Annotated in this window: 9 protein-coding genes and 1 riboswitch; of the genes, 5 read left to right on the forward strand and 4 right to left on the reverse strand. The window is 42.8% G+C overall.

From position 1 onward, the window contains the following. Positions 1 to 131: 131 nt before the first annotated feature. Positions 132 to 3530 (forward strand): ATP-binding protein, encoded by a 3399-nt coding sequence (locus tag PPIS_RS19910; protein WP_010376024.1) that lies wholly within the window; start codon positions 132 to 134, stop codon positions 3528 to 3530. A 46-nt stretch (positions 3531 to 3576) separates the two neighbouring features. Here PPIS_RS19910 and PPIS_RS19915 read toward each other — a convergent pair whose 3' ends face one another. Continuing rightward, positions 3577 to 4152 carry a DJ-1/PfpI family protein gene (locus PPIS_RS19915; RefSeq protein ID WP_010376023.1) on the reverse strand — a complete coding sequence of 192 codons (576 nt, stop codon included), beginning with the start codon at positions 4150 to 4152 and terminating at the stop codon, positions 3577 to 3579. A 238-nt stretch (positions 4153 to 4390) separates the two neighbouring features. On the opposite strand from PPIS_RS19915, the gene PPIS_RS19920 reads away from it, so the two are divergent. Then, positions 4391 to 6556, forward strand: a complete 2166-nt coding sequence (locus PPIS_RS19920) for a M3 family metallopeptidase (protein ID WP_010376020.1) — start codon at positions 4391 to 4393, stop codon at positions 6554 to 6556. A 511-nt stretch (positions 6557 to 7067) separates the two neighbouring features. On the opposite strand, the gene PPIS_RS19925 is transcribed toward PPIS_RS19920, so the two are convergent. Further along, positions 7068 to 7631 carry a manganese efflux pump MntP gene (locus tag PPIS_RS19925; protein ID WP_010376018.1) on the reverse strand — a complete coding sequence of 188 codons (564 nt, stop codon included), beginning with the start codon at positions 7629 to 7631 and terminating at the stop codon, positions 7068 to 7070. A gap of 7 nt (positions 7632 to 7638) precedes the next feature. Further along, a riboswitch (yybP-ykoY riboswitch) is annotated at positions 7639 to 7808 on the reverse strand. Positions 7809 to 7997: 189 nt separating this feature from the next. After that, positions 7998 to 8921, reverse strand: a complete 924-nt coding sequence (locus PPIS_RS19930) for a GGDEF domain-containing response regulator (RefSeq protein ID WP_010376016.1) — start codon at positions 8919 to 8921, stop codon at positions 7998 to 8000. A gap of 260 nt (positions 8922 to 9181) precedes the next feature. Here PPIS_RS19930 and PPIS_RS19935 point away from each other — a divergent pair, with 260 nt between their 5' ends. The 3 genes from PPIS_RS19935 to PPIS_RS19945 are packed head-to-tail and all read left to right on the forward strand — an operon-like array spanning position 9182 to position 12455. Further along, positions 9182 to 10279 carry a sensor histidine kinase gene (locus PPIS_RS19935; protein ID WP_010376014.1) on the forward strand — a complete coding sequence of 366 codons (1098 nt, stop codon included), beginning with the start codon at positions 9182 to 9184 and terminating at the stop codon, positions 10277 to 10279. An 11-nt stretch (positions 10280 to 10290) separates the two neighbouring features. Further along, the gene (locus PPIS_RS19940) at positions 10291 to 10710 is read left to right on the forward strand and encodes a response regulator (protein WP_010376011.1); all 420 of its coding nucleotides are present in this window, start codon (positions 10291 to 10293) and stop codon (positions 10708 to 10710) included. 11 nt (positions 10711 to 10721) lie between these two features. After that, positions 10722 to 12455, forward strand: a complete 1734-nt coding sequence (locus PPIS_RS19945; protein ID WP_010376009.1) for a putative bifunctional diguanylate cyclase/phosphodiesterase — start codon at positions 10722 to 10724, stop codon at positions 12453 to 12455. Between the two features lie 44 nt (positions 12456 to 12499). Here the strand turns inward: PPIS_RS19945 and PPIS_RS19950 are convergent, their stop codons facing one another. After that, positions 12500 to 13960 (reverse strand): dihydrolipoyl dehydrogenase, encoded by a 1461-nt coding sequence (locus PPIS_RS19950; protein WP_010376006.1) that lies wholly within the window; start codon positions 13958 to 13960, stop codon positions 12500 to 12502. Positions 13961 to 14138 lie beyond the last annotated feature (178 nt).

A 14138-nucleotide genomic window follows, 5' to 3' on the forward strand; every position in this document is an offset into this window, starting at 1 on the left:
TAATCTTTGTCTTTGTTTCTATTTGGACTAGATTTAATAATGCGTTTGCTTATAGCTGCTCCTTGTGCTTAAGTGCAAACGCATTTTAGGTCTTTATGCCTAACAGTCAGGCCACTGTCCAAGGAGAAAATGTGTCTTCTTCCAATATTGCTAAGGGCGCTATTGTACTGCTGCTCGCCGTGATGGTGAGTGCCATCTTATATTTTGAAAACAGTATCCATCGCGACCTTAACGAAAGCTTTTATCAGCGCTTAGAGCAGGTACATTGGGCGCAAAACAATATTTATTTGGGAGAGATCGACGATAACCGCCGGTTTCTTTATTTTCTGCTAGACACCCCGCCAATTCAGGGGATCGCCAGAGCGGAAAAAAACGATGGTATCGACCCTCAAGAAAACACGCCGCTTGATGTTTGGCGGGCACGACTAAGTACGATTTTTAGGTCAATGTTATATTCCTATGATGGCATTAACCAAATCCGTTTACTTGATGCCCATACAGGGATGGAAATGGTTAGGGTTGAGCGGCAATTAGGCCAAGTGATCACGGTTCCCGATAGCAAATTACAAGATAAAAGTAAGCACGACTATTACCTTCAAGCACTGCAACTGCCAGAGCGCACTATCTATTCCACAACAATCAACTTAAATCGCGAGCACGGACAGGTCGTCACGCCTTTTCAACCAACCAAACGCTTTACCTTACCGACTTACGATATAGATAACGACTTATTTGGTATCTTGGTAATTAATACCAATACTGAAAAGATGATAGAGAGGATAGTCTCTCAAGCGCCAGATATGCAAAAAGTGATGTTCTTAGGTGAAGATGATTCGTTTATTTATCACCCCGAGTTTTCGCTACGATATAGCAAGGATTTAAACCCTGAAATCAGCTTTAATACACTGTATCGCGTTACTCCGTGGTCCAGTAACATCCAACTGGTGGAAGATAAGCAAACTGGGGAGCAGTTTTTAGCGCTAATTAGCAAGGTCGAAGGGGCAAACTTTAATAACTTAGCGGTAAAGCTGGTTAATCTCATCCCCTTTGCCACCTATCAGCAAAGCCTCAATGAAAAACGATTAACCACCTATGTTTTACTCGCGATTGCCTGCGGTGTATTCGCTCTCATCTTTTTTGCGTTTTGGCAATATACCAGTAGTTTACGTGCGCTTGATTCAACGCGAGCAGAGTTTAAGGCGATTTTAGATGGTGCATCAGATGGTGTCCTTGGCTTTGATAGCAACTTAAAGCTCACCAGCTTTAATGAGTCGGCACAGCGCTTCTTTAAGCTGCTGAATAACAGTCATTTAGGTAACAACCCACAGTTTTTGCCAGAGGCTGTGCATCAGTTTTTATTTCACTATGCCAATATGGTTTTACAGGGCGAAGTGGTGGAGTCTAAGTCATTACAACTAGACTTGAACGCCCATGAAAACATCTGGCTATCACTTAGTTTATCACCTATCTATGGGGGGAGTGGGCACATTCAGGGTGTCGCACTATTTGTTGAAGACATCACTGCGAAAAAAGAAGCGGAAGCACAGTTAGTTGGTGCAAATGAACGACTGGAGCAAGAGGTGAAGGAGCGTACCAAAGAGCTGGTGAAGGCTCGAGATAAAGCAGCGAAAGCGTCAGAAGTGAAAAGTGCATTTATTTCCACTATCAGCCATGAAATGAGGACGCCTCTCAATGGTATTTTAGGATCACTAAACTTGGTGAGAAAAGAGCCCGTTACTAAGCACCAACATAAGTACCTAGAAATGATGGAAACGAGCTCGACTACGCTTTTGTCGTTAATTAATGATGTACTGGACTTGTCGAAGATAGAAGCGGGTAAGCTGGACATTGATAATGAACCATTCAACCCGCTCTCTGTCATTGAACATGTCGCGCTGTCTATGTCGGCGAAAGCCAAAGAGCAAGGTATCACTTATATTTTGGACCAAACTGGTGTAGCGCATATTGAACTGTGCGGTGATGCGGCGCGCGTTAAACAAATAATTTATAACCTCCTTAGTAACGCGATTAAATTTACTAAAAAAGGTCATGTGAAATTGACCGTTACCACAGAACAGTTAGACGACACGGTATGGCTTAAAGTCACAGTGGAAGACACTGGCGTGGGAATTGAAAAAGCTAATCAAAACAAGCTATTTCAATCGTTTAGTCAAGAATCTGCTAATACCTCGAACGAGTTTGGTGGAACAGGCCTTGGACTTTCTATTTGTAAGCAGTTAGTCGAAAAGATGCTCGGCCATATTCACTTTGAGAGTGAAAAGTTTAAAGGCAGCAAGTTTTGGTTTGAATTACCGTTTTCTAGTGCGCAAACTAAACCCATCAACGTGCCTGAAGTATTGGCCGGCAAAACAGTCTCTGTGCTCAGTAAAACCAAATTGGAGTCAGACTCTATCGCTAAGCTTATCGCTAAATGCGGTGGTAAGTACGTTGAGAAAGAGACGCAGAGTGATATATGCATCATTACGAATGAGCAAGATTATATTCAGGTGAAATCAACTCAAAATCACTTTGAGAAACTTATATTGGTGGGGGATGAACTTCAGAATATTAACGATGCTGATAACATAGTGCATATCTCTTCACCTCTTCGGGTTGGAGAATTTGTCGCGCTATTTGACTTAAATAAAGCAATTCGATTACAGCCTAGCTTGAAGAAGTCAGGTGAGACAGTCGCATTAAGTGGTAACTTGGTCGCGGGCTGTCACTTTTTGGTGGTAGACGATAATCAAATCAACCGGATTGTGGCAAAAGGCATTTTGGAAGGACAAGGAGCTAAGGTGAGTTTTGCCGTTGATGGTCAAGATGCTGTGAATAAACTACTGTTATTTGAGCATCAAGAGGTTGATTTTGATGCTATCTTTATGGACTGTAATATGCCAGGAATGGATGGTTATCAGGCCACAATAGCGATCCGTCAAGGTCAAGGTGGCGATAAGTATAAAGATGCGATCATTATTGCGATGACTGCCAGTGCCCTTGCGGGTGAAAAAGAACGTTGTCTCAATGCAGGAATGGATGAGTTTGTGACTAAGCCTGTGGTCGTCGAACAGTTATTTGACGTGCTAGATGTGCTAGGTGTGCATGCTAAGGATGATGACTCTGTGCTTATTCACCCGTTTGAAAGCGTGGCAGAAGAGCAAACGGGCATGCCGATAAACGAAGCTGACGTGCTCGAGCGCCTCTCTGGGGACGAAGAATTACTTAAAAAGGTGTACACCTTATTCTTGAACGACTCTGAAAATCAAATGCAACAGCTTAGATTGAGTATCAAAAATAGTAATTGCGACGCTTCGGCAAGGTACAGCCGTGCACTTAAAGGTCAAGCTGGTGATTTAGCTGCAGAAACACTTTTTGATCTGCTCGATAAAATAGAGACTTATGCGCGTGAGCACCAAGCAGGGCAGTGTAAATCACACTTGGAACAGGCGCAAAGTGAATACGATAAAGTCGTCGTATTTGCGAAAAAGCGCGTGAGTGAGTTAGAGTTCGCAGATATCAACAATGGCTAGAGTGAGCGAGGCCTTAGTTTAATAATGGTGGGTTTACTCATCATTATTAACTTCTAGGCCAGTCATAATCCATTTGGGTTGCAGTCTTTCTTGCTACCGATTGCCCAAAGCGCTTTTTCACCAGTTCTAAACTCATATCGATACCTGCCGAAATACCCGCTGAGCTAGTAAAATTCTGATCCATTACAAACCTTACGTCCTCAACGACTTCTAAAGAGGGATATTGCTCTCTCAAATCGTCAATATCCTGCCAGTGGGTGGTGACTCGCTTGCCATCAATGAGGCCTGCTTCGGCATATAAAAACACACCCGTACAAACAGATGCGCACTGAGAGGTATGGTTCGCTGTTTCTGCAAGCCAATTAAGTACGTTGTGATCTCCGCAAATTTGGTGATGCAGTCCGCCGACTACGATGAGCAAATCAAACTTTGGGTGCGAGTAGATACTGTAATGGGGGTTTACACTCATGCCGCCACGCGAGGTAACAGGAACATGACTTGGTGCGACAAAGCTGACGTTAATTGGCGTTTCGATAAATCGCTTTGCGGTGTTGAATACCTCAAATGGGCCACAGAAATCTAAACACTCCGCACCGTCATAGATAAAAATACCAACTTCCATTATTTCTTCTCACAGATCAGTTTTTTACTAACTTGGCTGATTTTAGTTAAATTTTCAAGGTAAATTGTAACAACCCATGAAAAAACTCTACTCACTATAGTTTGAGTGTCTTTAAGCTACTATGAGTACTAGCATTTTTGCTCTATCGCAGAGAACCTTGTTTCTCCCGCAAAGCGATTGCACTTTTAGAGACGATCCGTAATATCTATCCCACGATAACAACAAGCGATGAAACAATATGTTCAAACCTTCCATCACATTATTAAGTGCAGCTGTATGTTTAGCCCTTGCGGGTTGTGCGGGCACAGCAGAGCAAAGCCAAGAACCAGTAAAATCACTGCAAAGTAAGCAATATGATAACGTGCTTTTACAGGAGTTTTCAGGTCCTTATCAAGGCGTTCCTCATTTTGACAAAATGAAGCTTGAAGATTTAGAAGCTGCGCTTGAAATTGGTATGGCTGATAATTTGAAAGAAATTGAAGCAATAGCCAATAATCCAGCTAAGCCAACTTTTGAGAACACCATTGTTGCGCTTGAAAGAGCGGGTGCCGCTTTGGATCGCGTTTTTACCTACTACGGCCTTTGGAGTGCAAACATTTCAAGCCCAGAGTTTAGAGAAATCCAATCGCGAGTTGTGCCAAAGTTTTCAGAATTCAGCTCTAAAATCACCCAAAACCAAGCGCTTTTTGAACGTGTAAAAGCCGTTTATGAAGGTGCAGAATATAAAAAGTTAACGGCAGAAGAGCAGCGTATCACTTGGATGCGTTATAACGGCTTTGCTCGCAATGGTGCGACGCTAAAAGGTGAAGACGCTAAGCGTTACGCAGACATTAATCTTGAGCTATCAAAGCTACATACTAAGTTTGCAAATAACGTCCTTGCTGATGAAGAAAACTACGTGGTTTACCTCACTAAAGCGCAGTTGTCAGGTTTGCCTGAGTCGTTTGTTGCATCGGCAGCGGCCGCTGCAAAAGCACGCGGCAAGGCGGATATGTACGCGATCACCAACTCTCGCTCGTCAATGGATCCATTTTTAACCTACTCAACAGAGCGTGAGTTACGCGAGAAAGTATGGAGCAACTACTATAACCGCGGCAACAACGGTGATGAGTACGACAACAAAGCGATTATCTCTGATATCTTAACGCTTAGACATGAGCGCGTTAACTTACTGGGTTACGATAATTATGCGCAGTGGCGTCTTGAAGATCGCATGGCGAAAAAGCCTGAAAACGCGATGGCGCTGATGAAAAAAGTGTGGCCAGCAGCAATTGCGCGCGTGAAAGAAGAAGTTGCTGACATGCAAGCGATCGCCGACAAAGAAGGCGCTGATATCACGATCAAACCATGGGATTATCGTTTCTACGCCGAGAAGGTTCGCCAAGCTAAATATCAATTGGATTCAAACGAAGTTAAAGCCTATTTACAGCTAGACAATCTGCGCGAAGCAATGTTCTATGTTGCAGGCCGTTTGTTTAACTTTGAGTTCACCGAAGTGCCTAAGGGCTCAGTACCAGTGTTCCACCCTGACGTTCGTGTATGGGAAGTAACAGACAAAACCACCGGTGATAATATCGGCCTTTGGTATTTAGACCCGTTCGCACGTAAAGGTAAACGCTCTGGTGCGTGGGCCATATCATATCGTAGCCATACAACATTTGATGGTAAAACAAATGTGCTTAGCTCAAACAACTCCAACTTTGTGAAAGCACCAGAAGGTGAAGCGACCTTAATTTCTTGGTCAGATGCAGAAACCTATTTCCACGAGTTTGGTCACGCACTGCATGCGCTTTCATCAAACGTGAAGTATCCAAGTTCAAACTCTGGCGTGCGCGACTACACTGAGTTCCAATCTCAGTTATTGGAGCGTTGGTTGGCGACAGATGAAGTGATCAATCGTTACCTAGTTCACTATAAAACAGGTAAACCTATGCCTAAAGCACTAGTCGAGAAAATCAAGAAGTCAGCAACCTTTAACCAAGGGTTCGCGACGACTGAATACCTTGGCTCGGCTATCATGGATATACTTTTCCATACCACAGATCCTGATAAGATTGGTGATCCTGTTGCATTCGAAAAGTCTCAGTTAGGTGCGCTAGGCATGCCGGACGAGGTCGTGATGCGTCATCGTACTACTCACTTTGGTCACGTGTTCTCAGGTGAAGATTATTCAGCGGGTTACTACGGTTACCTGTGGGCTGAGGTATTAACTTCTGATGCAGCAGAAGCGTTTGCTGAAGCGCCAGGTGGCTTCTACGACAAAGGCGTTGCACAGCGTTTAGTGGATTACCTATTCTCAGTTCGCAACTCAATGGATCCAGCAGAAGCGTATCGCAAGTTTAGAGGCCGTGACGCTGAAGTTGAAGCGCTTATGCGTGATAGAGGCTTTCCAGTAGAGAAGTAAAAAGTTTACTCTACTATTCGGATAATAATACCAATTTGACTTAATACTTGCTCAATTTGAGGGATTAAATCTGACGCTAGCTGTGTTAAAAATTTATCATTTAGAACAACTAAATAGCAAAATTTTTGCTGGGCTATCGACAAGATTTTCTTGCCTCAAAATAGACCACTTAATTTAGTAAATTGGTATAAAAAACCCCTTGGCGTGATGCTAAGGGGTTTTGTTTTAGGGTTAGATAGATCCTTAGTACGAGTGCAGTTTGATATTGTCAGCCACTTTGCTATGGTAGTAGGTGTTCGCAAAACAACCAAAGGAGATTAGTTATGGCGAAGAAAAGCGATGTTAAAGCGCTTAAAAAAGAGCTGAAAGCGCGTAAAGCAAAGATTGAAAAGCATGAAGCGAAAATCAAAAAGCTGAAAAAAGCGATTAAAAAGGCTTAAAAGCCATTAGCCCTAACTCAAAGGGTGTTAGTAAGCGAGCGGTAAATATACCGCTCTTTTTGCGAGTCAGATTAAATCGAAAGATGGCTATATAGCAACCAAGTTCCCACACAGATTAAGGTCACCCCACCAAAGGTTTCAGCTCGACTACCAAGAAACTTTCCAGCCGAATGCCCAATCATTACACCAATTGTTACCATCATGGTGGTGGCAAGGCCAATGAGCGAAGCGGCGAGCCATATATTCACATCAACAAATGCGAGACTGACACCGACAGCCATTGCATCAATACTGGTACCAAACGCTGTGATAATGGTTTTTAACCAAGGTTGCTTTGCGTGCTGTGCTGGCGCATCGTCATTACCCTTAAGGCTCTCATAAATCATATGAGCGCCAAGTCCTAACAGTAAGATAAAGGCAATCCAGTGATCCCAAGCCTCGACATAGCCAGCTGCAGATTGTCCTATTAACCAGCCAATCAGCGGTGTACTGGCTTCAATAATCCCAAAAATGAGGCCGATTTTTATGGCTTCGGTAAGCCGAGGTGATTTTAGGCTGGCGCCTTTACCGATTGCCGCAGCAAACGCATCGGTAGACATGGCGTATGCTAACAGTAGCAGGGTGACGAAATTCATTTACATTGCTCCGGCCGGGCGATTTGAGTCCACGATACATCCACACGCCCGACCACAGGCATGGATATATCGATGGTCTCGCCAACCGAGAGGTGTCCGCACCATGGCATATGGCCAATTATGTTGATACGGACTCTTCCGAGCATTGGAAGCAGGCTACTCCCCAACGAGTTGCAATAATATCAAGAATTGTTCTAAATAGAAATCTAAGTTTATAGCTAGCTCTACACGATATGGTGGATGAGTTGGCTCCATTTTTAGTTATTTATCTTACAGCAAGACACTAAAGCAGCTCCCTTTCCCTAATTCAGAGGTTGCGCTGATCCGTATGGAAACGGTCACCACTTACTATGGTGATAACAGCTGCTAGCTTGCCTCTCCAAACACTCGATTTTTACCATTCTTTTTAGCTTCATATAGCGCGTTATCTGCTCTTTCTACTAATTCTTCAACAGTTTGATTGATATTATCCTCACTAAGTGAAGCGACACCAGCACTAACCGATACAGCTTTTAGTGGTGAAAGTTTATGTTCAATAGCGGTTTCGAAGAAGGTTTGTACCACTCTTTGCGCGATCTCTAAGGCGAAAGAATAGGGTGTGTTTGGCAGTAAGATGGCAAACTCTTCACCGCCGTACCTGTACAGCGCATCCATAGGTCGACGAATATGATTTTTGGCGGTGCTTACAAAAACCTTCAAGACATCATCACCCATCAAATGACCATATTCATCGTTATAGAGTTTGAAATAGTCAACATCGAGCATCACGACACTAAGCGGGCTAATGGAGCGCTTTGCACCGCGATAGTGGCGCTCCAAGTCAGTATCAAATAATCTGCGATTAAACGCTTCAGTAAGCCCGTCAACGTATGAATACTCTCTAAGTTGATCGGCTTGCTTTTTATACTTTAGGTGGGTAAGTACGCGATTAAACAGCGTGCGTGTTACTATTGGTTTACTGATGAAATCGACCGCACCTGCATCCCAGCACATTTCTTGCTGATTTTCTTTAATGTTGGATGTCACAAATATGACAGGAATTCGGGCGGTTATTGGATCTTTTTGAAGCTCTGTACAAGCCTCTATACCCGTTATCCCTTCTAGCATCCAGTCCATTAGGATTAAATCTGGCAATGCAAGTTTTACATATTCCAAGGCCTTCTCAGCACTTTCAAAAGCGACGACTTTGCATATGTCTTCTAAACATGCGCATAGCACCTTTTGAGTGAGTGGCGAATCTTCTACGACTACTATGGTACAGTTATTTAGTTCTACAACATCTTCAAACATGCTATTGCCTTTATTCCTATTGCAGGCTTAGATTGTGTGCTATGTCTTTATGTTTAAAAAGTCAAAGTGCAATTATGTTGCTATTAACAGGATTAATATTAGGTAAGTATCGCACTGTAAATAAAGCATCTGGCACGAATAATAGTGTAGACATTTTTGTGATGAAGCACACTTGTTATTTAACATTTCCATTACTTTTATCTTGAATAATATCGCTTTCCTACTATAGATCTTATTACCTGTTCCCAATGTAAATTCCTATGACAGACTCAACCCTACTTGAGAAAGCAGACAGATTTATTGGCGATGATGCGCTTTCCGATTTAATTTTTGACAATATTCCGGACTACGCCTTTATCAAAGATGATCAGCTCAGGATCGTAAAAGCGAACAGTGCTTTTCGCTCCATGTATCCAGAAGAAGCCAGAGAGAAAATTATTGGCTACACCACACTTGACTCTTATCAACCAGAAGAAGTAGAAGAGTTCATTAAAGATGATAAAAAAGCCTTGGAAACAGGGTATGCAGAGTGTTTGGAGATTATCAATTTCCCAGATGGTGGCGTAAGAACATTATTTACTCGCAAAAAGCGATTCTATGATGCCAAAGGCGCGACGTATATTTTAGGGCTTTCCAGTGACGTAACCGAAAGGGAGCATCTTGTCGCTCAGTTAAAGCGCTCCAATGAAGCCTTAGACGAATTTGCTTATATTGCCTCTCATGATTTAAAAGCGCCACTCAATGCGATTTCCAAGTTGGTAACTTGGATTGATGAAGACTACGGCGATGAGTTACCCGATGGTGCTAAGGAGAATTTTGATTTAATTCAGCAACGTGTATCAAGAATGAGTAAATTGCTCCATGACTTACTGATTTACTCGCGGGTAAATCGAAAGCATAGCGAAAACGAAACGTTTGAATTCAGCGAGTTTACAAAAGAGATATATGACTCTATTGATATTGAGGCGAAGCTGAAATTGGAATGTACTTCTTTAATTGTCACCTTACCAAAAACAGCACTTGAAGTAGTGACCCGCAATTTAATTAGCAACTCGCTTAAACACCACGACTGTGAAAATGGCTCACTAATAATCCACGTTAAAGAAAGCCCTGAAGAGTATGAAATGCATTTTATTGACGATGGACCGGGGATCCCACCTGAGTATAGAGAGAAAGTATTTGAAATGTTCCAAACGCTTAAACCTAGAGATCAACAAGAAGGTAGTGGTATGGGTTTGGCAATAATTAAAAAAGTGCTCAATTTCTATGGCGGCTCGGTCGACATTGTGGATAGCAATGTTGGTACTGAGTTTGTGATCAAGTGGCCAAAAGTAGATACCAGAGTTAATCCAAATTAGGTATTCATTTTATGCAAAATAATGATATTACAGTGCTGGTCGTCGAGGATGATGACATTGACTATATGACCGTAAAACGTAGCTTTTCAAAACGCAAGATTATGAACCCTATGGTTCGGGCAATTGATGGCGTTGAAGCGTTAGAATTCTTACAAACTAAGAAAATAGAGTATCCATTTATTGTTCTATTAGATTTAAAAATGCCTCGCATGGGTGGGCTTGAGTTTTTAGGTAAGTTGAGGGATGACCCAGAGTTAAAAGATACCGTTGTGTTTGTACTTACTACTTCGAAAGATGAAGATGATATTCATCATAGTTATGAAAAAAACGTAGCAGGATATTTTTTAAAAGAAGAAGCAAGTAACTCAATGATGAGCCTTGTTGATATGTTGGATGGATATTGGCGAATTGTACAGTTTCCAACTAAGTAATGAGGTTGTAAATGAATATATTGCTCGTTGATGATGATGTGGTTGACCGAAAGATGATCCGCCGTTCCTTAGTGAAAGGCGGGATTGAACATCAATTGACAGAGGTTAGTACAGTAGAAGAAGGAATCTTTGCGCTAGAAGAGCTTTGCTTCGACCTATTACTACTGGATTACAATATGCCGTCCAAAAATGGTTTGGACTTACTTATTGAACTTAAGCGTATTAACCATATTAAAGATTTAACCATAGTCATGATCAGCAATTCGCATTCTGAAGAGTTGGTTTTGAAATGTCTAGATTTGGGCGTACAGGACTTTCTACTCAAAGAAGAAGTCACCGCATCGCTTTTGAGCCGTTCTATTATCCAAGCAAGGAAACGCTTTGAGCTAGAAAGTCAACTGCATAAAAGCTACCTGCAAGTAAAGCAGATGGCTGAACGCGACTCATTGACGGGGTTGTATAATCGTTACTATTTTGAAGAAACCTGCCAGCGGCTGATGCAAGCCGATAAAAAGCGCTATAAGTGTGCTGGGATCCTTGTCGTTGATATCGTCGATTTTAAAAAGATAAATGACCGCTTTGGCCATGAAATCGCTGATCAACTTTTACTTGAACTAGGAGCAAGTTTTAAGAGGCACACCAAGCAAGAGGATATTGTCAGTCGTTTTGGTGGAGACGAGTTTGCTTGTTTGATGGTGTCTTGTGACAACCCGCTTCAAATTAAAATAGAAGCTGAAAAGCTTATCCGGTTACTAAGCCGAAACTATTCAATCTATGAGTTAGACATCTACTGCCAAGTAAGAATGGGAATTTCTCTTTACCCACTTAATGGTAATAATGCTGATGACTTAATACGTTTTGCTGATATTGCACTATTTAGAGCTAAATCTTCCCAAAGTGCGATGGCGTGCATTTTCGAAGATAATATGCAGACTGAGTTCCAAATGAAGTATAACGTGGAGCAAGACTTAAGAGGAGCGATAGAGAGGCAAGAGTTAGAGTTAGCGTTTCAGCCGATTGTCGATATTCAGCAGGCCAAAGTCGTGTCTCTCGAAGCGTTGATCCGATGGCCTACTGCAAAATACACAAGTAGTCCTCAAGAGTTTATTACAATAGCTGAAGAGTCAAAGCTCATAGAACCGTTGGGAAAGTGGATTATTGAGCACGCGATCACTACATTGAAACTGATACAGACAAAGTGCGGATATCCTATTCGTTTAGCAATAAACCTGTCGCCATTACAGCTCGGAGACATTTCTCTACCAGCATATATCAATGATTGTCTAAAACGAGTCGATATTGACGGTACTTTATTTACCTTTGAGCTAACAGAAACTGCGCTTTTGGATGAAAGTGAACGGGTAATATCAAGCCTAAGCCGCATTAAAGAGCTTGGCTGCAAGATTGCGCTAGATGATTTTGGAACGGGCTATTCTTCAATATCGCACTTGCTTAATTATCCAATTGATATTGTTAAAGTGGATAAATCGCTTACCGACAGAATTGAGGTAGACGATAGAGGGAAAAGGATATTTAAGGGTTTGATTGATATGCTTAAGAGCCTGCAATTGAGCATTGTTGTTGAAGGTGTTGAGAACTATCAGCAGTATTATGTGTGCAAAGAAGCACGAGTAGATAAAATTCAGGGGTATTACTTTTCGAGCCCTGTTTCCGAAAAGTCCGTAGTGAAAACGATAAAAGCGGTAAATAGAGAGCTCGCCAGAGAATTTAAAGCAACGCAGTAAAAAGATAAAGCCAGCAGTTACGGCCGGCTCCAGCAATGTTTGTATTAAGCGCCAGGACCACATTCCAAGCAGTGCTTGATAATATCTGGGCCAAACTTCAAGTTTGCATTTAGATTTCGCAGTGCCGTTCTTAGGCCTTCTTCTATCACTGGGTGGTAGAAAGGCATTTCGAGCATTTGCGGCACGGTCATCTTGTTTTGTAGCGCCCAAGCAAGTAAATGCGCCATATGCTCAGCAGCAGGGCCGACAAATTCGGCACCTAAGAATAATCCGGTGCCTTGCTCAGCGTAGACTCGCATATGGCCTTTGTTTTTTAACATCACGCGGCTGCGGCCTTGGTTTTCAAAGCTCACCTCTCCGATGGCAAAGCAGCCGAAATTGCCATATTGCTTTTCCAGTTCTTTATAACTTGCTCCAACCATCGCAATTTGTGGGTCGCTAAATACCGCCGCAAGCTTTGCACGGCGCAGTCCCACTCTCACATCAGGGAAGCGACCGGCGTTTTCACCTGCAATCGTGCCTTGATCTGCGGCTTCATGTAGAAGCGGGATCTGGTTGCTGGCATCACCAGCAATAAAAATCGGGGCGTTACCTGAGCCATCAAGACATTGCATGGTATGTGGGTCGGCTAGCGGTACGCCTCGGTCATCAAGCTCAAGCGTGGTATTTTCTAGCCCTAAGTTATCAACATTGGGCACACGACCTGTGGCTGCCAACACATAGTCAAACTGCTCGGTTTGTGGTTTCCCTTGTTTGTCAATGTAGGTAAGCTCGGCTTTGTCACCGACCTGTTTCATATCTGATACTTTGGCATCTGTGTCGAGGTAAAACTCATCACTGAACACCGTGGTGGCATAGTCTTTGACGATTGGATCGGTTAGTGGGCCAAGGGCACCGCCGACACCAAATACTTTGACCTTTACGCCAAGTCGGTGTAGCGCTTGACCTAGTTCTAAGCCAATCACACCGGGGCCAAATACGGCCACTGAGTCGGGTAAATCGTCCCAGTCAAAAACGTTATCGTTAATGACTAAGCGGTCGCCAAAATTATTAAACGCACCGGGGTAACTAGGTCTTGAACCTGTAGCGATAACAAAACGTTTGGCTGTGATCTGAGTGTGGTCGTCCAACTGTACCGTATGGCTGTTGATAAATTTTGCACTGCCGCGTAGTTTATCTTGCTCAGGTAGTTCGTCGACAGCTTCGACGACAAAGCCAACGAAGCGATCTCGCTCATGCTTTACTCTCGCCATAACCGCTTTACCGTCAATTTCAGCGGGTTTTACATTAATACCAAATTTAGGTGCGACTTCAATTTGATGTGCAGCTTCAGCTGCGGCAATCAGTAACTTGCTCGGCATGCAGCCAACCCGAGCGCACGTTGTGCCGTATACGCCAAACTCAATCATCAGTACTTCTGAGGTATATTTTTTGGCATTTCTATAGGCGCTGAGACCCGCTGTTCCCGCACCAATCACGACTACGTCGGTGTTTATCTTTTTCATTTTTTGCTCCGAAATCAGAAAGTGTGATACCAGTTTACTTAATTAAGAGGTCTATTTGAGGCGAGAAAATCTTGTCGATAACCAGGAAAAAATTTTGCTATTTAGTTGTTCTAAATGAGAAATTTTTAACGCAGTTAGCGTCAGATTGGCTCCTTCAAATTGAGCAAGTATTAAGATA

The organism is Pseudoalteromonas piscicida (assembly GCF_000238315.3).
GTDB lineage: Bacteria > Pseudomonadota > Gammaproteobacteria > Enterobacterales > Alteromonadaceae > Pseudoalteromonas > Pseudoalteromonas piscicida.